The sequence below is a fragment of the Streptomyces sp. NBC_01515 genome (genome assembly GCF_045040345.1).
Lineage (GTDB): Bacteria > Actinomycetota > Actinomycetes > Streptomycetales > Streptomycetaceae > Streptomyces.
Map to the genome: position 1 here is coordinate 7914473 of NZ_CP109416.1, position 26103 is coordinate 7940575.

Annotated in this window: 21 protein-coding genes; 15 read left to right on the forward strand and 6 right to left on the reverse strand. The window is 70.0% G+C overall.

The features are described 5' to 3' along the window. Window positions 1-140 precede the first annotated feature (140 nt). The 4 genes from OG407_RS35915 (at window position 141) to mutM (ending at window position 2768) form a co-directional block, all read left to right on the forward strand. Window positions 141-794, forward strand: coding sequence for a DUF177 domain-containing protein (locus tag OG407_RS35915; protein ID WP_365306913.1), 654 nt, complete (start codon window positions 141-143; stop codon window positions 792-794). Window positions 795-796: 2 nt separating this feature from the next. After that, window positions 797-970, forward strand: coding sequence for a 50S ribosomal protein L32 (gene rpmF / locus OG407_RS35920; RefSeq protein WP_015657589.1), 174 nt, complete (start codon window positions 797-799; stop codon window positions 968-970). Window positions 971-989: 19 nt separating this feature from the next. Then, window positions 990-1835 (forward strand): ribonuclease III, encoded by an 846-nt coding sequence (gene rnc / locus OG407_RS35925; protein WP_033282672.1) that lies wholly within the window; start codon window positions 990-992, stop codon window positions 1833-1835. 78 nt (window positions 1836-1913) lie between these two features. Continuing rightward, window positions 1914-2768, forward strand: a complete 855-nt coding sequence (gene mutM, locus OG407_RS35930) for a bifunctional DNA-formamidopyrimidine glycosylase/DNA-(apurinic or apyrimidinic site) lyase (RefSeq protein WP_405863692.1) — start codon at window positions 1914-1916, stop codon at window positions 2766-2768. A 32-nt stretch (window positions 2769-2800) separates the two neighbouring features. On the opposite strand, the gene OG407_RS35935 is transcribed toward mutM, so the two are convergent. Both OG407_RS35935 and OG407_RS35940 read right to left on the reverse strand, forming a co-directional pair. After that, the gene (locus tag OG407_RS35935; protein WP_403587374.1) at window positions 2801-3202 is read right to left on the reverse strand and encodes a winged helix-turn-helix transcriptional regulator; all 402 of its coding nucleotides are present in this window, start codon (window positions 3200-3202) and stop codon (window positions 2801-2803) included. Between the two features lie 97 nt (window positions 3203-3299). Next, entirely contained in the window at window positions 3300-4577 is a 1278-nt protein-coding gene (locus tag OG407_RS35940) for a CAP domain-containing protein (RefSeq protein WP_405863694.1), read from the reverse strand. A gap of 155 nt (window positions 4578-4732) precedes the next feature. On the opposite strand from OG407_RS35940, the gene OG407_RS35945 reads away from it, so the two are divergent. The 4 genes from OG407_RS35945 to OG407_RS35960 all read left to right on the forward strand — a co-directional run bounded on the left by OG407_RS35945 (window position 4733) and on the right by OG407_RS35960 (window position 11084). After that, window positions 4733-5014 (forward strand): acylphosphatase, encoded by a 282-nt coding sequence (locus OG407_RS35945; protein WP_405863696.1) that lies wholly within the window; start codon window positions 4733-4735, stop codon window positions 5012-5014. Between the two features lie 393 nt (window positions 5015-5407). After that, the gene (locus tag OG407_RS35950) at window positions 5408-5608 is read left to right on the forward strand and encodes a hypothetical protein (protein ID WP_033282668.1); all 201 of its coding nucleotides are present in this window, start codon (window positions 5408-5410) and stop codon (window positions 5606-5608) included. Between the two features lie 219 nt (window positions 5609-5827). After that, complete coding sequence (smc, locus tag OG407_RS35955; RefSeq protein ID WP_405863699.1) at window positions 5828-9433, forward strand: chromosome segregation protein SMC; 3606 nt, start codon at window positions 5828-5830, stop codon at window positions 9431-9433. Window positions 9434-9662: 229 nt separating this feature from the next. Further along, entirely contained in the window at window positions 9663-11084 is a 1422-nt protein-coding gene (locus OG407_RS35960; protein WP_405863701.1) for a sugar porter family MFS transporter, read from the forward strand. Window positions 11085-11157: 73 nt separating this feature from the next. Here OG407_RS35960 and OG407_RS35965 read toward each other — a convergent pair whose 3' ends face one another. After that, complete coding sequence (locus tag OG407_RS35965; RefSeq protein WP_403587388.1) at window positions 11158-11517, reverse strand: hypothetical protein; 360 nt, start codon at window positions 11515-11517, stop codon at window positions 11158-11160. Between the two features lie 70 nt (window positions 11518-11587). Beyond that, a complete protein-coding gene (locus OG407_RS35970; protein ID WP_033282664.1) occupies window positions 11588-12559 on the reverse strand; it encodes an LLM class flavin-dependent oxidoreductase in 972 nt (323 codons plus the stop codon). Between the two features lie 220 nt (window positions 12560-12779). Between OG407_RS35970 and ftsY the strand changes: the two genes are divergently transcribed. Further along, window positions 12780-13982: a signal recognition particle-docking protein FtsY gene (ftsY, locus tag OG407_RS35975; protein ID WP_405863703.1), complete on the forward strand. Its 1203-nt coding sequence runs from the start codon at window positions 12780-12782 to the stop codon at window positions 13980-13982. A 142-nt stretch (window positions 13983-14124) separates the two neighbouring features. Here ftsY and OG407_RS35980 read toward each other — a convergent pair whose 3' ends face one another. Beyond that, window positions 14125-14790, reverse strand: a complete 666-nt coding sequence (locus OG407_RS35980; RefSeq protein WP_405863705.1) for a bifunctional DNA primase/polymerase — start codon at window positions 14788-14790, stop codon at window positions 14125-14127. A 446-nt stretch (window positions 14791-15236) separates the two neighbouring features. Here OG407_RS35980 and OG407_RS35985 point away from each other — a divergent pair, with 446 nt between their 5' ends. The 6 genes from OG407_RS35985 (at window position 15237) to ftsH (ending at window position 25210) form a co-directional block, all read left to right on the forward strand. Continuing rightward, complete coding sequence (locus OG407_RS35985; protein WP_405863707.1) at window positions 15237-16721, forward strand: hypothetical protein; 1485 nt, start codon at window positions 15237-15239, stop codon at window positions 16719-16721. A gap of 574 nt (window positions 16722-17295) precedes the next feature. Next, window positions 17296-18627, forward strand: a complete 1332-nt coding sequence (locus OG407_RS35990; RefSeq protein WP_405863709.1) for an ammonium transporter — start codon at window positions 17296-17298, stop codon at window positions 18625-18627. Next, window positions 18624-18962: a P-II family nitrogen regulator gene (locus OG407_RS35995; RefSeq protein ID WP_003997576.1), complete on the forward strand. Its 339-nt coding sequence runs from the start codon at window positions 18624-18626 to the stop codon at window positions 18960-18962. Before OG407_RS35990 ends, OG407_RS35995 begins: the two co-directional genes overlap by 4 nt. 24 nt (window positions 18963-18986) lie before the next feature. Next, complete coding sequence (locus OG407_RS36000; protein WP_403587402.1) at window positions 18987-21437, forward strand: [protein-PII] uridylyltransferase; 2451 nt, start codon at window positions 18987-18989, stop codon at window positions 21435-21437. A gap of 144 nt (window positions 21438-21581) precedes the next feature. Beyond that, on the forward strand, window positions 21582-23138 hold the full coding sequence (gene ffh, locus OG407_RS36005) for a signal recognition particle protein (RefSeq protein WP_405863712.1): 1557 nt from the start codon (window positions 21582-21584) through the stop codon (window positions 23136-23138). Between the two features lie 134 nt (window positions 23139-23272). After that, window positions 23273-25210, forward strand: a complete 1938-nt coding sequence (gene ftsH, locus OG407_RS36010) for an ATP-dependent zinc metalloprotease FtsH (protein WP_403587408.1) — start codon at window positions 23273-23275, stop codon at window positions 25208-25210. A 33-nt stretch (window positions 25211-25243) separates the two neighbouring features. Here ftsH and OG407_RS36015 read toward each other — a convergent pair whose 3' ends face one another. Then, window positions 25244-26101, reverse strand: a complete 858-nt coding sequence (locus OG407_RS36015) for an SAM-dependent methyltransferase (protein ID WP_405863714.1) — start codon at window positions 26099-26101, stop codon at window positions 25244-25246. Window positions 26102-26103: the final 2 nt, after the last annotated feature.

The following is a 26103-nucleotide window of genomic DNA, read 5'->3' on the forward strand; positions in this document are numbered from 1 at the left end:
GCCGAGAGCGCACACCGGATTGGGCCGTGAGCGAAAGGTCCAGTATCCTGGCTCTTCGGTCGCGTGTACGTCCGCGATCAACGCTGCCCGGAAGCACCGAAGGGCAGCGTCCTCTTGAGCTAGTAGACCGAAAGACAGGGATGGCTCTGAACGCCCGCCTCGACCACCGCAACCCTCTCGTGTTCGACACTCACGAGCTGGGTCGGCGTCCTGGTGCGCTGCAGCGCCTGAACCGTTCGATCGACGCTCCCAAGGATCTCGGGATCCAGGGAGTCATCGGAGTGCCGGAAGGCGCCCCGGTGGAGCTCGACCTCCGCCTTGAGTCCGTCATGGAAGGGGTGCTTGTCACAGGCACCGCCCGTGCGCTGGCCAAGGGGGAGTGCGTAAGGTGTCTGGAGCCGCTGGAGCTGTCGCTCGAAGCGGACTTCCAGGAGATGTTCTCGTACCCTGACGCCGACGACCGTGGCCGCGTAAAGGCGGAACCGGTCGACGACGCCGAGGAAGACGAGGACAGGCTCTTCATCGAGGACGGCTTGTTCGACCTCGAATCCGTGCTGCGCGATGCGGTGGTGCTCGCACTGCCGATGCAGCCGGTGTGCCAGGACGACTGTCTGGGCCTGTGCTCCGAGTGCGGGGTACGGCTCACGGACGACCCGGACCACCACCATGACGCCGTCGACATCCGTTGGGCGGCACTGCAGGGACTCGCCGGTTCACTCGAAGACGGCGAGAAGGACGAGATCAGTGGCGAAGCGCCCCGACCGGCGCGCGCCAACGAGAAGCAGGAGAAGTAGCCGTGGCTGTTCCGAAGCGGAAGATGTCGCGCAGCAACACGCGCCACCGCCGGTCGCAGTGGAAGGCTGCGGTCACCCCTCTGGTTGCGTGCGAGCGCTGCCACGAGCCCAAGCAGCAGCACATCGCGTGCCCTTCTTGCGGCACGTACAACAAGCGCCAGGTCCTCGAGGTCTGAGCGGCTGGTGAGAGGCACCATGTCTGACGTCAAGGCCGACTCAGTCGCCAAGAAACACGCGGACACAGCCTCGTCCCACACGCTGTTGGAAGGGCGGCTCGGGTATCACCTCGAGTCCGCCCTTCTGGTGCGTGCGCTGACCCACCGTTCGTACGCGTACGAGAACGGCGGTCTGCCGACGAACGAGCGGCTGGAGTTCCTCGGGGACTCCGTGCTCGGCCTCGTCGTCACGGACACGCTGTACACGACCCACCCCGACCTGCCCGAAGGCCAACTGGCCAAGCTGCGGGCCGCGGTGGTCAATTCTCGTGCGCTGGCGGAGGTCGGTCGCGGTCTGGAACTCGGCTCCTTCATCCGGCTCGGCCGCGGTGAAGAGGGCACGGGGGGCCGGGACAAGGCGTCCATCCTCGCCGACACCCTGGAAGCGGTGATCGGCGCGGTCTATCTCGACCAGGGCCTCGATGCGGCCTCCGAACTGGTGCACCGCCTGTTCGACCCGCTCATCGAGAAGTCCTCGAACCTCGGTGCCGGCCTGGACTGGAAGACCAGTCTCCAGGAGCTCACCGCGACCGAGGGGCTCGGTGTCCCCGAGTACCTGGTCACGGAGACCGGCCCCGATCACGAGAAGACCTTCACTGCTGCCGCCCGCGTCGGAGGCGTCTCGTACGGCACCGGCACCGGCCGCAGCAAGAAGGAGGCGGAGCAGCAGGCCGCCGAGTCCGCCTGGCGGTCCATCCGGGCCGACGCGGACGAGCGAGCCGAGAAGGCGAAGGAGGCGGCCGAACAACAGGCCGTCGAGACCGCCGCCGAGGCCGCTGAGCAGCCTGCCGAGGAGAACACCGACACGTCGTCGGCGTCCGCCTGACCGAACAGCGCGACCGAGCGCCCGTCCCCACGTGGGACGGGCGCTCGGATCGTTCACCCGTTGCCACCAGGGGATGTCATGCCCGAGTTGCCCGAGGTCGAGGTCGTCCGGCGCGGTCTGGAGCGGTGGGTCGCCCAGCGCACCGTCGCCGACGCCGAGGTGCTGCATCCGCGTGCGGTACGACGACATGTCGCCGGTGCCGACGACTTCGCGCACCGGCTCAAGGGGCATCGGATCGGCACGCCGAGCAGGCGCGGAAAGTATCTGTGGCTGCCGTTGGAGGACACCCACCAGGCGGTGCTGGCGCACCTCGGGATGAGTGGTCAACTCCTGGTCCAGCCACACGAGTTGCCCGACGAGAAACATCTGCGCATCCGGGTCCGGTTCGCCGACTCCGTCGACACGGAACTCCGCTTCGTCGACCAACGCACCTTCGGTGGGCTGTCGTTGCACGACACCACCCCGGACGGGCTGCCGGACGTCATCGCGCACATCGCGCGTGACCCCCTGGACCCCTTGTTCGACGACGAGTTGTTCCACCAGGCCCTGCGCCGCAAGCGCACGACCATCAAACGGGCCCTGCTCGACCAGTCGTTGATCAGCGGAGTCGGCAACATCTACGCGGACGAGGCCCTTTGGCGGGCCCGCGTCCACTACGAACGTCCGACCGCGACCTTCACCCGCCCGCGCACCGCCGAACTCCTGGGCCACGCACGGGATGTGATGAACGCGGCCCTCGACGTGGGCGGCACCAGTTTCGACAGCCTGTACGTCAACGTGAACGGGGAGTCGGGCTACTTCGACCGCTCGCTCGACGCGTACGGCCGCGAGGGCCTGCCGTGTCGGCGCTGCGGAACGCCGATGAGCCGGCGGGCGTGGATGAACCGGTCGAGCTACTTCTGCCCGAAGTGCCAGAAGGCGCCCAGGAGTTAGCGGGCGCCGCGGCTCCGGAACTCGCCGATGGTCTAGAGACCGCCGCGCGTCTCGTCGTAGCGCGTGCGGGCCGCGAGGACGTCGTCCATGCGGGACTCCATGAAGCCGACCAGTCCCGCGAGGCGTTCGGCGACGCCATGTCCCAGCGGGGTCAACTCGTAGTCCACGCGCGGTGGGTTGGTCGGCTGGGCCTCGCGGTGGACCAGGCCGTCGCGCTCCAGGGCGTGCAGGGTCTGCGAGAGCATCTTCTCGCTCACGCCGTCGACGCGGCGGCGCAGTTCGTTGAAGCGCAGCGAGCCCTCGTGCAGCGCGCACAGGGTGAGTCCGCCCCAGCGGCCCGTGATGTGCTCCAGGGTGCCTCGGGAGGGGCAGGCCTTCGCGAAGACGTCGTACGGGAAGCTCTGCTCCTCCGTACGCTCCTGGGTGGTGTCCATGTCGCCAGGGTACGCGAGCGCAGCGCTAACCAAAAGGGAGCACTAACCAATGGTTAGCGCTCCCTGTCGGTGTCCTGCGGAGCCTTACGGCGTCGGACTAGTACCCGAAGTCCTGCGTCCACCAGGGGCCGCCGGTGCCGAAGTGCACACCGACGCCCAGGGTCTTGAAGTCGCAGTTCAGGATGTTGGCCTTGTGGCCGGCGCTGTTCATCCAGGCGTCCATGACCGCGGCCGCGTCGGCCTGGCCGCGGGCGATGTTCTCGCCGCCGAGGTTGGTGATGCCGAGCTTCTCCGCCCGGTCCCACGGGGTGGCCCCGCTGGGGTCGGTGTGGTCGAAGAAGTCCTGGTCGGCCATCTGCTGGCTGAAGTTCTCGGCCAGCGTGGTCAGCGAGCTGTTGGCGGCCACCGGGCTGCAGCCGACGAGCGCCCGCTGCTCGTTGACGAGCTTGAGCACCTCGGCCTCGGCGGCGGCCTCCGTGGAGACCGTCACCGGTGCGTCGGCGGACTGCGTGGGCGCCGGAGTGGTGGGCTTCGCCGAGGGGGTCGAGGTCGTCGGCTCCTCGGTCGGGGTGGCCGCCGGCTTCTTCGCCGGGGCCTTGGTGGCGGGCGCGGTGGCGGACTTGGTCGGAGCCGCCGACGGGGAGGCCGCACGGTTCGCGTCGCGGCTCGTGGACGAGCCGTCGTCGCGGGACTCCGCGCTGCCGGAGGTGCCGCCCTGCTCGGTCGCCGAGTTGGACGGCGAACCGGCCGCCTGCACCTTGTCCGAGCCGCCACCGCCGCCGAGCTTGTAGTGCTCCAGCCCCGGCATCGCGCCCGCGGCGACCGCGACCGTGCCGATGGCGACGGCGGCGGAGACACCGAGCAGACCGGTCTTGACCGGCGTCGCGGTCCTGCGCTTGCGACGGCGACCGCGGCCCGGGCGTGAGGCGTCGCCCCGGGAGGAGGTGGCGCCCGCCGCCTCGGGGAAGACCACGGCGTAGTCCTCCTCGGTGGCGAAGAGGTAGGCCTCGCTCTTGCGGCGGGAGTCGGCCTTGAGGCGGCTCTCGGCCTTCAGCCGGGCCTCGCTCTTCGGCGGGACCTCGTGGTTCGCGCGGACCTCGTGGACCCGGTGGTCCGTGGGGGCCTGGTGGTTCGGGTGGGGCTGGTGGAACTCGGCGGGACCCTCCGGGTGGAGATAGGGCGCCATGCCGATCGTCGAGCCGTCGGCCGGGTTCCAGTCGAAGCGGTCGTTCCGGGTGGAGTGGTCGGCGCGGTCGTTCCAGTCGTACGAGTCATGCGGGTCGTAGCCGCTCGTGTATGAGCCGTGCGTCTCTGTGACCCCCGTGGCGCGGCTCGTGGCGGCGCGGCCGGCGGCGGAGCGTCGGTGGCGTCCCATGTCCTTGCCTTTCGTCCTTGCGGTCAACTCGTCCCTGCGGTGACCCAGCTCACTCGATCGAGTGAGTTTCATATGAGATTCATTGGGGCGGACGGTACCGCATGGCGCGAGGGGAGCAAGTGTCCAGAGAGGTTTTGGCCGGTTAGGTTGCAGCCATGAGCGAGGATGTGCGGATGGTCGCCTGGGTGCGAGGGCGTGTGCAAGGTGTGGGTTTTCGGTGGTTTACCCGTGCCAAGGCTCTGGAGATCGGCGCCCTGAGTGGTTTTGCTCTCAATTTGGGCGACGGACGCGTCCAGGTGGTCGCGGAGGGATCGCGCGAGGGCTGCGAAGGACTCCTCGACTGGCTCCAGGGGCACGACACGCCCGGGCGCGTGGACGGCGTCACCGAGATCTGGGACACACCCCGCGGCGGCTACGACGGCTTCGCGATCCGCTGAGCACAATCTGCGAAACGCTGTAAAGCGGCCCTGGCGGAAGCGGAGGGACATGCCACCGGCAGCTGCCCGCGGCGGAAACTGCCTGGTGGTTGCCAAGAACGGCTCGCTCTGGCAGGCTCCGCACCTAAGGATGATCGCCACACCCAGCGAGGCCCCGCAGGAGTCGCAGTGCCGCCCGGTCAGGGCCGCGCGCCCCCGGGTCGCCCGCCAATACGGGGCGTGATCGTGTTGACCGTCAAACTTTTTGGTGAGACTCTGAAAGCCCCGCGCACCTTAGCTGTTTGGCATGGAAGAACAGCAGAGCAACACCCCAGTTTGTCAAGCATCGCGGGTGCGATTCCCTCACGACCCACACCGCTTCGGTCGGTCACTCAGTGTGGAGGACCATCCATCATGGCAAAGGCGCTTCTCGGTTACGTCGGCGGCTCTGACCCGCGACTCCTCGCCGAGATGCGACGGCTCCAGCAACGCGTCCAGGACCTGGAATCCGAGCTCGTTCGGATCCAGGACGAGAACGACGCGCTGACGGCTGCCGCAACTCACGATTCGCTTCTTGAGCTCGACGCACGCCAGGCGGAGCCCGCGCTCACCTGATCACCGCGACGCATCACATGACAAGCAGTGGTTGGGCTGCCTGCGTCAACCGCTGGATTGTCAGAGTTTGCAAGGGACGCTTCGGCGTCCCTTCTTTCTTTCCCCCGTGCTGCCTCCACCCTCTTTAACGTTTGGTGTGCCCTGCACGTTCAAGGGCGAAACCGCGGGGAACCGGACGTTCATGGAGAGAGCGAGCGGCGGAAGGTAGAGTCCAGCGGCGTGCACCTCAAGGCCCTGACCCTGCGGGGGTTCAAGTCGTTCGCCTCGGCGACCACGCTCCGGTTCGAGCCGGGCATCACGTGCGTCGTCGGTCCGAACGGCTCGGGCAAGTCCAATGTCGTGGACGCGCTCAGCTGGGTCATGGGCGAACAGGGCGCCAAGTCGCTGCGCGGCGGCAAGATGGAGGACGTCATCTTCGCCGGCACCACCGGCCGCCCCCCGCTGGGCCGCGCCGAGGTGTCCCTCACCATCGACAACTCCGACGGGGCACTCCCCATCGAGTACGCCGAGGTCACCATCACGCGGATCATGTTCCGCAACGGCGGCAGCGAGTACCAGATCAACGGCGACACGTGTCGCCTCCTCGACATCCAGGAACTCCTCTCCGACTCCGGCATCGGCCGCGAGATGCACGTCATCGTCGGCCAGGGCCAGCTCGACTCCGTGCTCCACGCCGACCCCATGGGCCGCCGCGCCTTCATCGAGGAGGCGGCCGGCGTCCTCAAGCATCGCAAGCGCAAGGAGAAGGCGCTCCGCAAGCTGGACGCGATGCAGGCCAACCTCGCGCGCGTGCAGGACCTGACGGACGAACTCCGCCGCCAGCTCAAGCCCTTGGGCCGCCAGGCCGCGGTCGCGCGCAGGGCGGCCGTCATCCAGGCCGACCTCCGCGACGCCCGCCTCCGCCTGCTGGCCGACGATCTCGTACGACTGCGCCAGGCGCTGAACACCGAGATCGCCGACGAGGCCGCGCTGAAGGGACGCAAGGAGGCCGCCGAACTGGAACTGCGCAAGGCGCTCCAGCGCGAGGGCCTCCTGGAGGACGAGGTACGGCAGCTCACCCCACGTCTCCAGCGCGCCCAGCAGACCTGGTACGAGCTGTCCCAGCTGGCCGAGCGGGTACGCGGCACGATCTCGCTGGCCGACGCCCGCGTGAAGAGCGCGACGTCGGCGCCGCCCGAGGAACGTCGGGGCCGTGACCCCGAGGACATGGAGCGCGAGGCCGCCCGCATCCGCGAGCAGGAGGCGGAACTCGAAGCGGCCCTTGAGGCGGCCGAGCACGCCTTGGAGGACACGGTCGCCCACCGCTCCGAACTGGAGCGGGAGTTGACGGCCGAGGAACGGCGCCTGAAGGACGTGGCCCGTTCCATCGCCGACCGCCGCGAGGGCCTCGCCCGGCTCAACGGCCAGGTCAACGCGGCCCGTTCACGCGCCGCCTCCGCCCAGGCCGAGATCGACCGCCTCGCCTCCGCCCGCGACGAGGCCCAGGAACGAGCGGTCACCGCGCAGGAGGAGTACGAGGCACTCCAGTCCGAGGTCGACGGCCTGGACGCGGGCGACGAGGAACTCACCGCGCGCCACGAGACGGCCCGGGCCACCCTCGCCGAGGCGGAAGCAGCCCAGGCCGCCGCCCGCGAGGCGTCCACAGCGGCGGAACGCCAACGCGCCGCCACCCAGGCCCGCCGAGACGCGCTGGCCCTGGGCCTGCGCCGCAAGGACGGCACCGGGATACTGCTCGGCGCCCGCGACCGCCTCACCGGAATCCTGGGCCCGGCGGCGGAACTCCTCACGGTGACCCCGGGCCACGAGGTAGCCCTGGCGGCGGCCTTCGGCGCGGCGGCGGACGCGATCGCGGTGACAACTCCCGCATCGGCGGCGGACGCAATCCGCTTGCTGCGCAAGCAAGACGGGGGCAGGGCGGCACTCCTGCTGGCAGGAGGCCCGGACGATCGCACACCGGGCACGAGCACACCCTCAAGGGGCGCGGGGAACGGCGCGACCAGCCACGACGAGCCCGCAGACAACAGACAACCCGTCGCCGCTGATTTCGTCCGCGCCCCCGCCGACCTCATGCCCGCAGTCCGCCGCCTCCTGCACAACTACGTCGTGGTCGACACCCTCGAAGACGCCGAGCAACTCGTATACACACACCCAGAGTTGACCGCAGTAACCGCCGAAGGCGACCTACTGGGCGCCCACTTCGCCCACGGCGGCTCCGCAGGCGCCCCCAGCCTCCTCGAAGTCCAGGCCTCCGTAGACGAAGCCGCAGCCGAACTCGAAGAACTGGCCATCCGCTGCGAGGAGTTGGCCGCCACCCAGCAGGCCGCAGGCGAGCGCCGCAAGGAATGCACCGCGCTGGTCGAGGAGTTGGGGGAGCGGCGCCGAGCCGCAGAGCGCGAGAAGTCGACCGTGGCACAGCAGTTGGGCCGGCTGGCCGGGCAGGCGCGGGGCGCCGCCGGTGAGGCCGAGCGGTCGACCGCGGCGGCGGCACGGGCACAGGACGCGCTCGACAAGGCCGTAGAAGAGGCTGAAGTGCTCGCCGAACGGCTGGCCGTGGCCGAGGAGATGCCGGTCGAGGAGGAGCCCGACACCTCCGTGCGGGATCGGCTTGCCGCTGATGGGGCCAATGCGCGGCAGACCGAGATGGAGGCGCGGCTTCAGGTTCGTACGCATGAGGAGCGGGTCAAGGGGCTTGCCGGGCGGGCCGATTCGCTGGATCGCGGGGCCCGGGCCGAGCGGGAGGCGCGGGCACGGGCGGAGCAGCGGCTCGCGCGGTTGCGGCACGAGGCCGCTGTCGCCGAAGCCGTCGCCTTCGGCGCGCGGCAGTTGCTCGCGCACGTCGAGGTGTCACTGCACCGCGCCGACGAGGAGCGCACCGCCGCCGATGCCGCCAAGGCGCGCCGCGAGCAGGAGCTGGCCGCCGCCCGCAACCAGGGGCGCGACCTCAAGGGCGAGCTGGACAAGCTGACCGACTCGGTGCACCGCGGTGAGGTGCTCGGGGCCGAGAAGCGGATGCGGATCGAGCAGTTGGAGAACAAGGCGCTGGAGGAGCTGGGGGTGGAGCCCGCGGGGCTCGTCGAGGAGTACGGGCCGCATCAGCTCGTGCCGCCCTCGCTCGCCGCCGAGGGCGAGGTGCTGCCCGATGATCCGGAGGACCCGCGCAACCAGCCCCGTACGTTCCACCGCGCCGAGCAGGAGAAGCGGCTCAAGTCCGCCGAACGGGCGTACCAGCAGCTCGGGAAGGTGAACCCGCTCGCGCTGGAGGAGTTCGCGGCGCTGGAGGAGCGGCACAAGTTCCTCAGCGAGCAGCTGGAGGACCTGAAGAAGACCCGCGCCGACCTGCTTCAAGTGGTGAAGGAGGTCGACGAGCGCGTCGAGCAGGTCTTCACCGAGGCCTACCGGGACACGGCCCTGCAGTTCGAGGGCGTCTTCAGCCGACTGTTTCCCGGGGGCGAGGGCAGGTTGATCCTGACCGATCCCGACAACATGCTGACCACGGGTGTGGATGTGGAGGCCCGCCCGCCCGGTAAGAAGGTCAAGCGGCTCTCGCTGCTCTCCGGCGGGGAGCGGTCGCTGACCGCCGTGGCGCTGCTGGTGTCGATCTTCAAGGCTCGGCCCAGCCCGTTCTATGTGATGGACGAGGTGGAGGCCGCGCTCGACGACACGAACCTCCAGCGGCTGATCCGGATCATGCAGGAGCTGCAGGAGGCCTCGCAGCTGATCGTGATCACCCACCAGAAGCGAACGATGGAGGTCGCCGACGCGTTGTACGGCGTCTCCATGCAGGGCGACGGAGTGTCGAAGGTCATTTCGCAGCGCCTTCGTTAGGCCTCCATGGATCTCCCTGGACCTTCATCGCATGTTCAAGTCTTGAACGTATTGCGGTCACCTGCGGGGTTGGATCTCACAGGGGACCCCCTATTGACTTCGAAACTTGAAGGCATAGTCTCTGCATCGTTGCTTTTACCTTCAGGTGGTGGGCAGCGGGAAGCTGTGCGCCACTGGAAGGGTCGCCCCCCCACCCCGGCAGCGACGCCGGTGGCCTCAGGAGTTACACGTGACCAGCACTGCGCAGGCACCTCAGTCAGGAGCCGGGCCGGCTCATCCCGAACATCTCGCGCACGTCATCTTCATCGCGGCGGCGGCCGCGATGGGCGGCTTCCTCTTCGGCTACGACAGTTCCGTGATCAACGGTGCCGTCGAGGCGATCCGCGACCGCTACGACGTCGGCTCCACGGTCCTGGCGCAGGTCATCGCCATCGCCCTGATCGGCTGTGCCATCGGCGCGGCGACCGCCGGCCGGATAGCCGACCGGATCGGCCGTATCCGCTGTATGCAGATCTCCGCCGTGCTGTTCACCATCAGCGCCGTCGGTTCGGCGCTGCCCTTCGCGCTCTGGGACCTCGCCTTCTGGCGGGTCATCGGCGGTTTCGCCATCGGTATGGCCTCCGTCATCGGCCCGGCCTACATCGCCGAGGTGTCCCCGCCCGCCTACCGCGGCCGGCTCGGCTCGTTCCAGCAGGCCGCGATCGTCATCGGCATCGCGATCTCGCAGCTGGTCAACTGGGGTCTGCTGAACGCCGCCGACGGCGACCAGCGCGGCAAGCTCATGGGCATCGAGGCCTGGCAGGTCATGCTCGGCGTGATGGTGATCCCGGCCGTCCTCTACGGCCTGCTCTCCTTCGCCATCCCCGAGTCCCCGCGCTTCCTGATCTCCGCGGGCAAGCTGAGCCGTGCGCACGAGGTGCTGCGTGAGGTCGAGGGCGACGACATCGACCTGGACGCCCGGGTCGCCGAGATCGAGCACGCGATGAAGAGCGAGCACAAGTCGACCTTCAAGGACCTGCTCGGCGGTGGCGGCTTCTTCTTCAAGCCGATCGTCTGGGTCGGCATCGGCCTCTCGGCCTTCCAGCAGCTCGTCGGCATCAACGTCGCGTTCTACTACTCCTCGACGCTGTGGCAGTCCGTCGGCGTCGACCCGACGCAGTCGTTCTTCTACTCCTTCACGACGTCGATCGTGAACATCATCGGCACCGTGATCGCCATGATCTTCGTGGACCGCATCGGCCGTAGGCCGCTGGCCCTCATCGGCTCGGTCGGCATGGTCGTCGGTCTCGCGCTGGAGGCCTGGGCCTTCTCGTACCACCTCGTCGACGGCAAGCTGCCGTCCGCGCAGGGCTGGACCGCGCTGATCGCCGCCCACGTCTTCGTCCTCTTCTTCGCCCTGTCCTGGGGTGTCGTGGTCTGGGTCTTCCTCGGCGAGATGTTCCCGAACCGGATCCGCGCCGCCGCGCTCGGTGTCGCCGCCTCCGCGCAGTGGATCGCCAACTGGGCCATCACCGCGAGCTTCCCGTCGCTGGCCGACTGGAACCTCTCCGCGACCTACGTGATCTACACGGTCTTCGCCGCGCTCTCCATCCCGTTCGTCCTGAAGTTCGTGAAGGAGACGAAGGGCAAGAGGCTGGAGGACATGGGCTGACCGGGCCCTCCCCACATGCTCGGGGAGACGGGCTCAATCCCCCGCCGCCCGTCTCCCCGAAACCACCCCTCAGTCACCAGATGAGGACGCCGCCGCCGATCTCCCGGGCCCGGAGAGCGGCGGCCTCGATGTTGTCCAGGCGGCTCTCCACGAGGTCGGTACCCTCCCCGACCGCCGCGGCGACAGCTTCCAGATGCTCCCGCAGCAGCGCCAGCTCACGCAGGAACTCCGGTACGTCCGAGGCCTCGACGTACAGGTCGCTGGAGGCCAGCACGGGCAGGTACACGCAGCCCAGCGCGCGCACGGGCGCCGAACCCCACACGGTCTCGCGCCAGTTCTCGAAGCCGGCCGAGTCGTTGCAGCCCTCCGGAACGTCGAGCACGTTCCACTGGCCGTCCGCGTCACGCAGGAACACATCCACAGCCAAGGTCATGACCGCAGTGGACCACCGGTCGACCGGCCGGTCCACCGGTTGCGGGTAAAGGTCACCCTCCGAATCCGGGTCACTCCCCGAGCCGCGGCAGCACCCGCTCCGCGAACAGCCGCAGGCTGCGCCATCCCTCGTCCACCGGCATCCCGCCCGACAGCGGATGCAGGACGAGGTTGTCGAGCCCCAGCGCCACGCACTCGTCCGGCGTGAGAATCCGGTAGACGCCCTCCGCGCGCAGCTCCGCCACGGTCGTCGCCCCCGACTTCACCGCCGAGCGGATGTCCCCGGACTGCCAGGAGGCGTACGTCCGCGCCTCGTGCAGGAAGTGCGCCCCGTACTCGGCCCAGGCCCGGTCAGGGTCCTCGGCGATGTGCAGCAGCGGGGTCTCCGCCCCCGGCATCATGGTCCAGCCCTCGGTGCCGTACTCGACCAGCCGGTCCTTGTAGTAGGCCTCCAGGTCGGGCAGGTGAGCGCTGGGGAAGAAGGGCAGACCGAGCCGGGCGGCTCGACGTGCGGCGGCCTTCGAGGAGCCGCCGACCAGCAGCAGGGGGTGCGGGTCGGAGAAGGGGCGCGGGGTGACCCGTACCGTACGGCCGCGGTACTCGAACTCCTCGCCGGACCACGCCTTCAGGACCGTCTCCAGCAGCTCGTCCTGGAGTCTGCCCCGGCGCTTCCAGTCCACGTCGAACTGGGCGTACTCCTCGGGCCGGTAACCGATCCCGGCCACGGTCACCAGTCGGCCGCCGCTCAGCAGATCCAGTACGGCGATGTCCTCGGCCAGCCGCAGCGGGTCGTGCAGCGGGCCGATCACCGCCGAGACGGTCACCGCGATGTGCCGGGTCGCGCCGAACACCGCGCCCGCGAAGGCGAAGGGCGACGGCAGCCAGTTGTTGGCGACGCCGTGGTGCTCCTCCGTCTGCACGGTGGTGATCCCGTGCTCGTCGGCGTACGCGGCCATCTCCAGGGCGGCCCGGTAGCGGGCGCTCAGCGAGGCGGGGGTGGCGCCGGGTTCGACGAGGTTGAAGCGTACGACCGAGACGGGCATGGAAGGTCCCCCTTCGTGTGCGGTGGGGTCGTGCGTGGTGTCGTGCGTGGTGGGGGACGGTAGCTGACGGTACGTCAGATGGCCATGGGCGTGACTAGGGGCTTCCGGGTCTCCGGGCTTTTCGGCGCGGGCGAGGACGGTGCGAGATCTGGTGGCGCCGACGCCCCGGCCGTGCCCGCGCTGGGCCCCGGCGAGACCCATGGCTGATACTGGGTGGGTTATGGAAACCGTCATCCTTGCTGTAGTCATCGCCGTGGTCGTGCTCGGTGCGCTGGGCGGGCTCGTCGTCGGCAGCCGGCGCAAGAAGCCGCTGCCCCCGCCGCCCACCTCCGTCCCCGACATCACCGCCCCGCCGGCCGAGCCGCACGTCGGCGACGAGGCCGAGACGCCGCGCGACGAAGCGCGCCGGACGATAGAGGAGGTGGATCTCCCCGACGGCTCGGCCCCGGTCGCCGTCGAGGAACCCCCCGTACTGGATGTCCCCGAGCTGGATGTTCCCGAGCCGACCGCCGGACGGCTCGTCCGGCTCCGGTCCCGGCTCTCCCGCTCGCAGAACGCGCTCGGCAAGGGGCTGCTCACGCTTCTGTCCCGCGAGCACCTCGACGAGGACACCTGGGAGGAGATCGAGGACATCCTCCTCACCGCCGACGTCGGCGTGGCCCCCACCCAGGAACTGGTCGACGGCCTGCGCGCCCGCGTGAAGGTGCTCGGCACCCGCACCCCGCAGGAGCTGCGCACGCTGCTGCGCGAGGAACTGCTCAAGCTGGTCGACACCGACGTCGACCGCACGGTCAAGACCGAGCCCGAGGACCGCAAGCCCGGGATCGTGATGGTCGTCGGGGTCAACGGCACCGGCAAGACCACCACCACCGGCAAGCTCGCCCGCGTCCTCGTGGCCGACGGGCGGACCGTCGTGCTCGGCGCCGCCGACACGTTCCGGGCCGCCGCCGCCGACCAGTTGCAGACCTGGGGTGAGCGGGTCGGTGCCCACACCGTGCGCGGGCCCGAGGCCGGGGATCCCGCCTCCGTCGCGTTCGACGCGGTGAAGGAGGGCAAGGAGATGGGGGTCGACGTCGTCCTCATCGACACGGCCGGGCGGTTGCACACGAAGACCGGGCTCATGGACGAGCTGGGGAAGGTCAAGCGGGTTGTCGAGAAGCATGCGCCGCTTGACGAGGTGCTGCTGGTGCTCGACGCCACGACCGGGCAGAACGGGTTGGTGCAGGCGCGGGTCTTCGCCGAGGTTGTCGACATCACCGGGATCGTGCTGACGAAGCTGGACGGGACCGCCAAGGGTGGCATCGTGATCGCGGTTCAGCGTGAACTGGGTGTGCCGGTGAAGCTGATCGGGCTTGGTGAGGGTGCGGATGATTTGGCGCCCTTTGAGCCGGAGGCGTTTGTTGATGCCCTTATCGGGGACTGATGGGTCGTTTGTTCGCTGCGGGTCGGTGGGGGCTGGTCGCGCAGTTCCCCGCGCCCCTTGCAGGGGCGCTGTAGCTGCCCCCATCAAAAAAGTGCCCGTCCCTCAACTCATCGCTGAGGGCGGGCACTTCGTCGTCTACGGCCTACGCGCGCGACCTGTGTGCCACGTACGCCAGCGTGCCCAACAGCAGCCGCGCGGCCGGTGGTTTGGTGGCCGAGTCGAGCGCGGGGGAGCGGAGCCAGCGGACCGGGCCCAGGCCTCCTCGGTCCGAGGGTGGGGCGGTGATGTGGGTGCCGGGGCCCAGGCCGCGGAGGTCCAGGGAGGTGGGGTCGTCCCAGCCCATGCGGTAGAGCAGGGTGGGGAGTTCGGCGGCGGCGCCGGGGGCGACGAAGAAGTGGGCGCGGTGGTCGGGGGTCGCCGCGACCGGGCCGAGCGGGAGGCCCATCCGCTCCAGGCGGGCCAGCGCGCGGCGGCCGGCGGGTTCGGCCACCTCGATCACGTCGAACGCGCGGCCCACGGGCAGCATGATCGCGGCGCCGGGCAACTCGGCCCAGGCGTCGGTGACTTCGTCGAGGGTCGCGCCGGCCCGCACCTCGGGCGCGAAGGTCAGTGGATGTGCGCCCGGCGCGGGGCACTTGGTGTCACCGCAGGAACACGCGCCGCCGGCGGCCCGTGCGCCCGCGACCACGTCCCAGCCCCAGAGGCCGGTGAACTCGGCCACCGCTGTGCACTCCGACGCGCGGCCGCGGCGGCGCGTGCCGGACCGGATGTCGCGGATACCCCGGCTGCTGCCGATCGTGAAGCCCATGCCCCCTCCAACGGGTCCGACGCACCGGTGGTTACGAGACGGATGCGTGTCGTCACTCTGTGTTCACGCCTGCCCCGCGCCGCGTGGTCCAGGCGGCGTCCGGGAGCGCCTCGGGTGGTGTGCTCGACGGTGCGCGCCCCTGCGTGCACCGCTACGCCCACTTCCGGTCGTCCTATGTCAAGTGAATCGTGCGCGGGCAACCGTAGGTTCATTCGAAGGGGTGGCGAATGGTGGCGTTTCCGCGATCGCCGTGGCTGGACGGGTGATCGTAGGATTACTTTGAGTGCACAAGTCCTCGGGGCACATGCGCTCGTGGGTATGCCGCAGGCAACTCGTCATCTCGTTCGAAGGGTGACAAGTGCGGGACGGGAGGCCGTATTTACCGGCATTCTGATAGGGCTTGGCGCACAGCGGCGACAAGTGGTTCCAGGGATGGGGGCGTTCCAGTGGGCGGCAACGGCGGAAGCGGGACAACCGCGGCCAGTACGGAGAAGCGCCCCAATGAGCTGCTCGGCTCGTGGTTCGTGCGCAGCGGCTGGTCCAAGGGTGAGCTGGCGCGTCAAGTGAACCGCAGGGCTCGGCAGTTGGGGGCCAACCACATCTCCACGGACACCTCGCGCGTGCGCCGCTGGCTGGACGGCGAGAACCCGCGCGAGCCGATCCCGAGGATCCTCTCGGAGCTGTTCTCCGAGCGCTTCGGCTGTGTCGTCTCGGTCGAGGACCTGGGCCTGCGCGCGGCCCGCCAGGCGCCCTCCGTGTCCGGCGTCGACCTGCCGTGGACGGCCCCGCAGACGGTGGCCCTGCTCAGCGAGTTCTCGCGCAGCGACCTCATGCTGGCCCGGCGCGGCTTCCTCGGGGCCTCGCTGGCCCTGTCGGCGGGACCGTCCCTCATCGAGCCCATGCAGCGCTGGCTCGTCCCCGGCCCCTCGGCCCACCAGCCGGAGCCCGAGCCGGTGAGCGCCCCCCGGCACGTCGGGCGGCTCTCCCGGCCCGAGTTGGAGCTGCTGGAGTCCACCACCGCGATGTTCCGCAAGTGGGACGCCCAGTGCGGCGGCGGCCTGCGGCGCAAGGCGGTCGTAGGACAGCTGCACGAGGTGACCGACCTGTTGCAGGAGCCCCAACCCGAGGCCACCACGCGGAAGTTGTTCAAGGTCGCCGCCGAACTCGCCGAGCTGGCCGGGTGGATGTCGTACGACGTGGGGCTCCAGCCCACCGCCCAGAAGTACTTCGTCCTGGCCCTGCACGCCGCCAAGGAGGCGGGCGACAAGCCGCTCGGGTCGTACGTGCTGTCCAGCATGAGCCGGCAGATGATCCATCTCGGGCGGCCCGACGACGCGTTGGAGCTGATCCACCTCGCGCAGTACGGCAGCCGGGACTGCGCGAGTCCGCGGACCCAGTCGATGCTGTATGCGATGGAGGCCCGCGCCTACGCCAACATGGGCCAGCCGGGCAAGTGCAAGCGGGCCGTCCGGATGGCCGAGGACACCTTCGGGGATGTACACGACTGGGACGACCCGGACCCGGACTGGATCCGTTTCTTCTCCGAGGCCGAGCTGTACGGCGAGAACTCGCACTCCTATCGCGACCTCGCCTACGTCGCCGGCCGCAGCCCCGCCTACGCCTCGCTGGCCGAGCCCGTCATGCAGCGGGCGGTGGACCTCTTCGCCAAGGACGAGGTGCACCAGCGGTCGTACGCACTCAATCTCATCGGCATGGCCACCGTGCACCTGCTGCGGCGGGAACCCGAGCAGAGCGCGGTGCTGGCGACGGAGGCGATGACCGTCGCCAAGAAGGTGCGCTCCGAGCGCGTCAACACTCGTATCCGAAAGACCGTCGACACGGCGGTCCGCGACTTCGGCGAGCTGGCCGAAGTCGTCGACCTCACCGAGCGGCTCGCGATCGAGCTGCCGGAGACCGCCGAAGCGGTCTGACACCCCTCAAGCCCCGGCCGCGGCCGGCCCTCCCGAACCGCCCGACTCGGCTCCCCCATGCCAGGTCATCGGAAGGCCGACCGCGGCCGGTCCCGTTCGCGGACACCGAGCGGGTGGCGCCGGTGCGGCAGGTGAGGTCCGGGTGGTCGGAGGACCGTCCGGCCCTTCGGAACTCGTATTCGAAAGACCGTCGACACGGCGGTACGCGGTGTCCACGGTCCGGCCGAAAACGTCGGCCCCGCCGAGAGGGTCCCGACCGGGCCCCGGGAGAGCGCCGAAGGGGTCCGAGCCCCATGCCCCGGCGCCCCCGCGCCGAGCCGTCGAGAGGCGGACCGCGGCCGGTTTCCGGCCGCCGGAAAAGGTTGCGCCACGATAACGATCGCGCGGCCGGAGATCCGGCGGTTCATCGACGCGTAACACGCACGGCGCCTTCGTCACTCCGGTGAAACATCGAGGGGCTTCGACGGAAACCGCGCTGCGCCAATCTCATGGCGCATAACCGGACCCCCCGCCTTGACCGGACCGCATCCAGGCTTCGCCCGCACGGGGCCGTACAACCGACGAGGAGACGCCGATGGCATCAGCCGCCATCACGCTTGCCGCTGAGGCACCCAAACTGTCCTCCGCGAACACAGGCTTCATGCTGATCTGTTCTGCCCTGGTGCTGCTCATGACACCGGGACTCGCCTTCTTCTACGGAGGCATGGTCCGCGTCAAGAGCACCCTGAACATGCTGATGATGAGCTTCATCAGCATCGGGATCGTCACCATCCTGTGGGTGCTCTACGGCTTCTCCCTCGCCTTCGGTTCGAGTAACGGCTTCATCGGCTACAACTCCGACTGGCTGGGGATGAGCAACGTCGGACTGACGGAGCTCTGGGACGGCTACACCATCCCGATCTTCGTGTTCATGGTCTTCCAGATGATGTTCGCCGTCATCACACCCGCCCTGATAAGCGGTGCCATCGCCGACCGCGTCAAGTTCTCGGCCTGGGCGCTCTTCGTCGCCCTGTGGCTCACGGTCGTCTACGTCCCGGTCGCCCACTGGGTGTGGGGCGCCGACGGCTGGGCCTTCAAGCTCGGTGTGATCGACTTCGCCGGTGGTACGGCGGTCCACATCAACGCCGGTGCCGGCGCCCTCGGCGTCATCCTGGTCATCGGCAAGCGCGTCGGCTTCAAGCGTGACCCCATGCGTCCGCACAGCCTTCCGCTGGTCATGCTCGGCTGCGGTCTGCTGTGGTTCGGCTGGTTCGGCTTCAACGCCGGTTCGTGGCTCGGCAACGACGACGGCGTCGGCGCGCTGATGTTCGTCAACACCCAGGTCGCCACCGCCGCCGCCATGCTCGCCTGGCTCGCCTACGAGAAGATCCGGCACGGCGCGTTCACCACGCTCGGCGCGGCCTCGGGTGCCGTCGCCGGTCTGGTCGCCATCACCCCGTCCGGTGGTGCGGTCTCCCCGCTCGGCGCGATCGCCGTCGGCGCCATCGCCGGTGTCGGCTGTGCCGCGGCCGTCGGCCTGAAGTACAGGTTCAACATCGACGACTCCCTCGACGTCGTCGGCGTCCACATGGTCGGCGGTATCCTCGGCTCCCTGCTCATCGGCTTCTTCGCCACCGGCAAGGGCCAGTCCACCGCGACCGGCGTCTTCTACGGCGACCACACCTTCACCCAGCTGTGGAAGCAGTTCGCCGGTGTCGGCGCGGTCCTCGGCTACTCCCTGGTCGTCTCCGCGCTCCTCGCCTTCCTCCTCGACAAGACCATCGGTATGCGGGTCACCGAGGACGAAGAGGTCGCCGGCATCGACCAGGCCGAGCACGCCGAGACCGCATACGACTTCAGCGGCGCCGGCGGTGGCATCGGCAGCTCCGCTCTCGCCGCCCCGGAGACGAAGAAGGTGGACGCATGAAGCTCATCACCGCCGTCGTGAAGCCTCACCGGCTCGACGAGATCAAGGAAGCCCTGCAGGCCTTCGGGGTCCACGGTCTGACGGTCACCGAGGCGAGCGGTTACGGTCGTCAGCGGGGACACACCGAGGTCTACCGGGGCGCCGAGTACACGGTCGACCTGGTCCCCAAGATCCGCATCGAGGTGCTGGCCGAGGACGACGACGCCGAGCAGTTGATCGACGTCATCGTCAAGGCCGCCCGCACCGGCAAGATCGGTGACGGCAAGGTCTGGTCCCTCCCGGTCGAGACGGCCGTCCGGGTCAGGACCGGCGAGCGCGGACCGGACGCGCTCTAAAAGGAAACGAACAGGAGTCGCTGGGTGACGAGTACGGACGTGCGCAAGGATGCAGAGGACTCCGGACCCAGCGGCTACGCGGCGGCCCGGCTGCGCCTCCTCACTGAGGGGGTGCGGTCCGGGCCGCCGCGCCGTGCGGCCCTCGCCGAACTGACCGACGACTGGCTGACCGGCCTCTTCACCGCCGGCTCCGACGCCCTCAAGGGCGTCTCCCTGGTCGCGGTCGGCGGCTACGGCCGCGGCGAACTCTCCCCGCGCAGCGACCTCGACCTGCTCCTCCTGCACGACGGCAGCGACTCCGGCGCGGTCGCCGCGCTGGCCGACCGCATCTGGTACCCGGTCTGGGACCTCGGCCTCGCCCTCGACCACTCCGTCCGTACCCCCGCCGAGGCCCGCAAGACCGCCGGCGAGGACCTCAAGGTCCAGCTCGGCCTCCTCGACGCCCGCCACATCGCCGGCGACCTCGGCCTGACCGCCTCCCTGCGCACGGCCGTCCTCGCCGACTGGCGCAACCAGGCGCCCAAACGCCTCCCCGAACTCCAGGAGCTCTGCGCCGAACGCGCCGAGCGCCAGGGCGAGTTGCAGTACCTCCTCGAACCCGACCTCAAGGAGGCTCGCGGCGGCCTCCGCGACGCCACCGCGCTGCGCGCCGTAGCCGCCTCCTGGCTCGCCGACGCCCCGCGCGAGGGCCTGGCCGACGCGCGCCGCCGGCTCCTCGACGTGCGCGACGCCCTGCACCTCACCACCGGCCGCGCGACCGACCGGCTCGCACTCCAGGAGCAGGACCAGGTCGCCGCCGAGCTGGGCCTCCTCGACGCGGACACCCTGCTGCGGCAGGTCTACGAAGCGGCACGCGTCGTGTCGTACGCCAGTGATGTCACCTGGCGTGAAGTGGGGCGCGTGCTGCGGTCCCGTGCCGTGCGGCCGAGGCTGCGCGCCATGCTCGGCGGGGGCGCCAAACCCGCCGCCGAGCGCTCCCCGCTGGCCGAAGGGGTCGTGGAGCAGGACGGCGAGGTGGTGCTCGCCCGCGCCGCACGCCCCGAGCGCGACCCCGTTCTCCCGCTGCGCGCCGCCGCTGCCGCCGCGCAGGCCGGGCTTCCGCTCTCGCTGCACGCCGTACGGCGCCTCGCGGCCACCGTGCGCCCGTTGCCCACGCCCTGGCCCGCCGAGGCGCGCGAGCAGCTCGTGACACTGCTCGGTTCCGGGCAGCCCACGGTGGACGTGTGGGAGGCGCTGGAGGCCGAGGGCCTGATCACACGACTGCTCCCCGACTGGGAGCGGGTGCGCTGCCGCCCGCAGCGCAACGCCGTGCACATCTGGACCGTCGACCGGCACCTCATCGAAACCGCCGTCCGCGCCTCGGAGTTCGCCCGCCGCGTCAGCCGCCCCGACCTCCTCCTGGTCGCCGCGCTGCTGCACGACATCGGCAAGGGCTGGCCCGGCGACCACTCGGTGGCCGGCGAGATCATCGCCAAGGACGTGGCCGCCCGCATCGGCTTCGACCGCGCGGAAGTCGCCGTACTCGCGACTCTCGTACGTCATCACCTGCTGCTCATCGAGACCGCGACCCGGCGCGACCTGGAGGACCCGGCGACGGTCCGCTCGGTCGCCGAGGCGGTCGGGACGACGAGCACCCTGGAACTGCTGCACGCGCTCACCGAGGCGGACGCGCTGGCCACCGGACCGGCCGCCTGGTCGTCCTGGCGGGCCGGCCTCGTCACCGACCTGGTGAAGCGGGTCGCCGCCGTCCTCTCCGGGGACGCCCCCGAGGAGCCCGAGGCCGGCGCGGCCACCGCCGAACAGGAACGGCTCGCCATCGAGGCCGTGGCGACCGGCGGCCCGGTCCTCGCCCTGCGCGCCCAGACCGAACCCCCGACCGAGGACGAGCCCGCCGGCGACCCAGAACCGCTCGGCGTGGAACTCCTGATCGCCGTACCCGACCAGCCGGGCGTACTCCCCGCGGTGGCCGGCGTCCTCGCGATGCACCGCCTGACGGTCCGTACGGCGGAACTGCGCGCCCTGGATCTGCCCGACGGCGTGGAGGGTTCCGTCCTGCTGCTGAACTGGCGGGTCGCCGCCGAGTACGGCTCCCTGCCTCAGGCTGCCCGGCTGCGCGCCGATCTCGTACGGGCCCTGGACGGATCGTTGGACATCGCGGGCCGCCTCGCCGAGCGCGACGCCGCGTATCCGCGCCGCCGGGGTGTCGTGGCCCCGCCGGCCCGTGTGACGGTCGCCCCGGCCGCCTCCCGGCACGCGACGGTGATCGAGGTGCGCGCACACGACGCCCCGGGGCTGCTGCACCGGATCGGGCGGGCGCTGGACGACGCGGGGGTGCGGGTGCGGAGCATGCACGTCAGCACGCTGGGTTCCAACGCCGTGGACGCGTTCTACGTGACACAGCCAAAGGGCGCGCCCCTGGCCGGGGACGAGGCGCTGGCCGTGGCCCGGAAGCTGGAGGAGAGACTGAGGGAGTGACGTCACCGGCGCGCCGTTGTTCCCCGTGGACGCGGGGGTTCCGTCCCCGCCCGCTGAATACAGCAGGCGGGGACGATTGTCTTGCGGGGCCAGATACCCTGGAAGACGCCCACACTGCTCCCGACCCCGAGGACCGACGCCGCCGTGTTCGATACTCTCTCCGACCGCCTCAGCGCGACTTTCAAAAACCTCCGCGGCAAAGGCAGGCTGAGTGAGGCGGACATCGACGCCACGGCGCGCGAGATCCGCATCGCTCTCCTCGAAGCCGACGTGGCCCTGCCGGTCGTCCGCACGTTCATCAAGAACGTCAAGGAGCGTGCTCTCGGCGCCGACCTCAACAGGGCGCTGAACAACCCGGCCCAGCAGGTCGTGAAGATCGTCAACGAGGAACTCGTCACGATCCTCGGCGGCGAGACCCGCCGTCTCCGCTTCGCCAAGAACCCGCCGACCGTGATCATGCTCGCGGGTCTGCAGGGTGCCGGTAAGACCACCCTCGCGGGCAAGCTCGGCAAGTGGCTCAAGGACCAGGGGCACTCGCCGCTGCTCGTCGCCGCCGACCTCCAGCGCCCGAACGCCGTGAACCAGCTGAGCGTCGTCGCCGAGCGCGCCGGTGTTGCGGTCTACGCGCCCGAGCCGGGCAACGGGGTCGGGGACCCGGTCAAGGTCGCCAAGGACTCCATCGAGTTCGCGAAGTCCAAGGTCCACGACATCGTGATCGTGGACACCGCGGGCCGCCTCGGCATCGACCAGGAGTTGATGCAGCAGGCTGCGGACATCCGCGACGCGGTCTCGCCGGACGAGATCCTCTTCGTCGTCGACGCGATGATCGGCCAGGACGCGGTCAACACCGCCGAGTCCTTCCGCGACGGCGTCGGCTTCGACGGCGTGGTGCTCTCCAAGCTCGACGGCGACGCCCGCGGTGGTGCGGCCCTGTCGATCGCCTCGGTCACCGGCAAGCCGATCATGTTCGCGTCGAACGGCGAGAAGCTCGACGACTTCGACGCCTTCCACCCGGACCGGATGGCCTCCCGCATCCTCGACATGGGTGACCTGCTCACCCTGATCGAGCAGGCGGAGAAGACGTTCAGCCAAGAAGAGGCCGAGAAGATGGCCTCCAAGCTGGCGTCCAAGAAGGGCCAGGACTTCACCCTCGACGACTTCCTGTCCCAGATGGAACAGGTCAGGAAGATGGGCAGCATCAGCAAGCTGCTCGGCATGCTCCCCGGCATGGGCCAGATCAAGGACCAGATCAACAACCTGGACGAGCGGGACGTCGACCGTACGGCCGCGATCATCAAGTCGATGACCCCGGGCGAGCGCGCCGAGCCGACCATCATCAACGGCTCGCGCCGCGCCCGTATCGCCAAGGGCTCCGGTGTCGAGGTCAGCGCCGTGAAGGGCCTGGTCGAGCGGTTCTTCGAGGCCCGCAAGATGATGTCCCGCATGGCGCAGGGCGGCGGGATGCCCGGCATGCCGGGGATGCCGGGCATGGGCGGCGGCCCCGGCCGCACCAAGAAGCAGCCCAAGCAGGCCAAGGGCAAGCAGCGCTCAGGCAACCCGATGAAGCGCAAGCAGCAGGAGCTGGAAGAGGCCAAGCGCCGTGAGGCCGGCGCCGCTCCGGGCGGCAACGCGTTCGGACTGCCCGAGCAGGGCGGCCAGGACTTCGAGCTGCCGGACGAGTTCAAGAAGTTCATGGGCTGAGCTTGAGAAGGTTCGTGGGCTGACCGCCCGTCTTCTACGACGCCGAGGGCGCCCCTCTCCGGAAGGGCGCCCTCGGCGCGTGCTGGGCGCGTGCTGGGCGTGCCGACGCCTGGCCCGTGTCGTAACTTGCCGATATGACCAACCCCGCGCCGCCGCGCAAGTCTCCCGACCAGCCCTGGCGTACCGAGGGCACCCCCGACGAGCCCCCGAAGCCGTCGCCGGGCGGGAAGAAGATGCGCGGTGGCTGGTGGAGCCTGATCCTCACCGCGCTGGTCGTGTACCTGGTCGCGAACCTCATCCTGTCGTTCTTCAACGAGGGCGACGAACCGACCATCTCCTACACGGAGTTCAGCAAGCAGGTCGACGCGGGCAACGTCACCAAGATCTACGCCAAGGGCAACGCGATTCAGGGCCAGCTCAAGAAGGAGCAGAAGAACCCGGACGGCGACGGCAAGTACACCAAGTTCGACACCGAGCGGCCGACCTTCGCGGACGACCAGCTCTGGGAGGACCTGACCAAGCACGACGTCACCGTCACGGCGGAACCCGTCGTCCAGCACCGCAGTTTTCTGGCCAATCTGCTGATCTCGCTGGCCCCGATGCTGCTTCTGGTCGTCCTGTGGCTCTTCATCGCGCGGCGGATGAGCTCGGGGCTCGGCGGCGCGGGCGGCATGCTCGGCCGCAAGGCCCCGCCGAAACCGGTCGAGCTGGAGCCGGGCAAGCAGCGCACGACCTTCGAGGACGTGGCAGGCATCGACGAGGTCGAGGGCGAGCTGAACGACGTCGTCGACTTCCTCAAGAACCCGGACGAGTACCGCAAGATGGGCGCCAAGATGCCCCGGGGTGTGCTGCTCTCGGGCCCGCCCGGCACCGGAAAGACGCTGCTCGCGCGGGCGGTCGCGGGGGAGGCCGGGGTGCCGTTCTTCTCGGCGTCGGCCTCCGAGTTCATCGAGATGATCGTCGGTGTCGGTGCCTCCCGCGTGCGTGAACTCTTCGCGGAGGCCCGCAAGGTGGCCCCCTCGATCATCTTCATCGACGAGATCGACACCATCGGCCGGGCCCGCGGCGGCGGCAGCGGCATGGGCGGTCACGACGAGCGCGAGCAGACCCTGAACCAGATCCTCACCGAGATGGACGGCTTCTCCGGCTCCGAGGGCGTCATCGTGATCGCGGCGACCAACCGCGCCGACGTCCTCGACCCGGCACTGACCCGCCCCGGCCGCTTCGACCGGGTGGTCGTGGTCTCGCCGCCCGACCGGGGTGGCCGCGAGGCGATCCTGGAGATCCACACCCGCCAGATCCCGCTCGCGAAGGACGTGAACCTCGCCCAGGTCGCCCGCACCACCCCGGGCATGACCGGCGCCGAACTCGCCAACCTCGCCAACGAGGCCGCCCTCCTCGCCGTCAAGCGCAAGCAGGACCAGGTCACCCAGTCCGACCTCTCCGAAGCCCTGGAGAAGGTCCAACTGGGCGCCGAACGCCCGCTGGTGATGCCCGAGGAGGAGCGCCGCCGCACCGCCTACCACGAGAGCGGCCACGCCCTCCTCGGCATGCTCCAGCCCGGCGCCGACCCGGTCCGCAAGATCACCATCGTCCCGCGAGGGAGGGCCCTCGGGGTCACCCTCTCGACGCCGGACGCGGACAAGTACGCGTACACCGAGGAGTACCTGCGCGGCCGCATCATCGGCGCCCTCGGCGGCATGGCCGCGGAACAGGTCGTCTACGGCGTGATCACCACCGGCGCCGAGAACGACCTCGAACAGGTCACCAACATCGCGCGCGGGATGGTCGCCCGCTGGGGCATGAGCGAGCGCGTCGGCCGCCTCTCCGCCCTCCCGAACGACGCCCAGCAGGCCTACGGCCTCGCCGCCGCGCCGCAGACCCTGGACGTGATCGACGACGAGATGCGCCGCATCGTCGACGAGTGCTACGACGAGGCCATCCGCAAACTCGGCGACCACCGCGACCAGTTGGACGCGCTCGCGGCGGCCCTCCTGGAGAACGAGACCCTGGAGGAGACGGACGCGTACCGCATCGCGGGCGTCACGCGCCTCTTCAAGGAAGAGCCGTAGTCGTCCTCAGGTCGTACGCGCGATGAGTCGTCCTCAGGTCGTACGCGCGATCAGATACCGGAAGACGTTCGGCATCCACACCGTCCCGTCCTGCCGTCGATACGGATGCAACGCCTCCGCCAACTCCTTGTCCACCTGCGCCTGATCAGTTGCGACGATCGCCGCGTCGAAGAGCCCCGTCGACAGCAGCCCCCGTACGGCACTCTCGACATCGGCGTACCCGAAGGGGCAGGCCACCCGGCCCGAGCCGTCCGGCCTGAGGCCCGCGCGGTGGGCGACCTCCTCCAGGTCGTCGCGCAGCACCGGGCGCGGGCTGCCCGTGCCGCGCAGCGGGTCCGCCAGCCTGGTGGCCACCCGCAGCACGGACGCGGTCGCGCAGCGCTCCGGCGGACCCCAGCCCGCCAGCACCACGGGCGTCCCGCGCGCGGCGAGCGGGGTCGCGGCGTCGAGCATGTCGACGAGCCCCTCCGAGTCGCCCGCGAGACACCCGATGGGCTCGAACGCGGTCACCAGGGTGTACGCGGGCGTCTCCGCGCCGGCCGCGTCCCTGGGGGAGCCGTAGACGAGTCGGGTGGCCCCACGCGCGCGTGGGGACCAGGCGGACGGCAGCAGCCGTTCCCGGGCGAGGGCCAGGCGTTCGGGGGAGAAGCGCTCGACACCGGTGACCGTCGCGCCTCTGGAGGCCGCCATCAGCAGGGCGAGCCCGGAGCCGCAGCCGAGGCCGAGCAGCCGGGTGCCGGGTCCCACTTCCAGTCGCTCGTAGACCGCTTCGTGGAGCGGCACCAGCATCCGCTCCTGGATCTCGGACCAGTCACGCGCGCGTGCACCCAGGTCCACCCGGGGCGCCGGCCCCGCATGAGGCAGGTACTGCCGCACGAGCGTAGGTGTCATGG

What these genes read in the sequence shown, in the direction of transcription:
- OG407_RS35915 (WP_365306913.1), top strand. Translation starts at nt 141, where the DNA reads ATGGCTCTGAACGCCCGCCTCGACCACCGCAACCCTCTCGTGTTCGAC.
- rnc (WP_033282672.1), top strand. Translation starts at nt 990, where the DNA reads ATGTCTGACGTCAAGGCCGACTCAGTCGCCAAGAAACACGCGGACACA.
- mutM (WP_405863692.1), top strand. Translation starts at nt 1,914, where the DNA reads ATGCCCGAGTTGCCCGAGGTCGAGGTCGTCCGGCGCGGTCTGGAGCGG.
- OG407_RS35935 (WP_403587374.1), bottom strand. Translation starts at nt 3,202, where the DNA reads ATGGACACCACCCAGGAGCGTACGGAGGAGCAGAGCTTCCCGTACGAC.
- OG407_RS35940 (WP_405863694.1), bottom strand. Translation starts at nt 4,577, where the DNA reads ATGGGACGCCACCGACGCTCCGCCGCCGGCCGCGCCGCCACGAGCCGC.
- OG407_RS35945 (WP_405863696.1), top strand. Translation starts at nt 4,733, where the DNA reads ATGAGCGAGGATGTGCGGATGGTCGCCTGGGTGCGAGGGCGTGTGCAA.
- OG407_RS35950 (WP_033282668.1), top strand. Translation starts at nt 5,408, where the DNA reads ATGGCAAAGGCGCTTCTCGGTTACGTCGGCGGCTCTGACCCGCGACTC.
- OG407_RS35965 (WP_403587388.1), bottom strand. Translation starts at nt 11,517, where the DNA reads ATGACCTTGGCTGTGGATGTGTTCCTGCGTGACGCGGACGGCCAGTGG.
- OG407_RS35970 (WP_033282664.1), bottom strand. Translation starts at nt 12,559, where the DNA reads ATGCCCGTCTCGGTCGTACGCTTCAACCTCGTCGAACCCGGCGCCACC.
- ftsY (WP_405863703.1), top strand. Translation starts at nt 12,780, where the DNA reads ATGGAAACCGTCATCCTTGCTGTAGTCATCGCCGTGGTCGTGCTCGGT.
- OG407_RS35980 (WP_405863705.1), bottom strand. Translation starts at nt 14,790, where the DNA reads ATGGGCTTCACGATCGGCAGCAGCCGGGGTATCCGCGACATCCGGTCC.
- OG407_RS35990 (WP_405863709.1), top strand. Translation starts at nt 17,296, where the DNA reads ATGGCATCAGCCGCCATCACGCTTGCCGCTGAGGCACCCAAACTGTCC.
- OG407_RS35995 (WP_003997576.1), top strand. Translation starts at nt 18,624, where the DNA reads ATGAAGCTCATCACCGCCGTCGTGAAGCCTCACCGGCTCGACGAGATC.
- ftsH (WP_403587408.1), top strand. Translation starts at nt 23,273, where the DNA reads ATGACCAACCCCGCGCCGCCGCGCAAGTCTCCCGACCAGCCCTGGCGT.
- OG407_RS36015 (WP_405863714.1), bottom strand. Translation starts at nt 26,101, where the DNA reads ATGACACCTACGCTCGTGCGGCAGTACCTGCCTCATGCGGGGCCGGCG.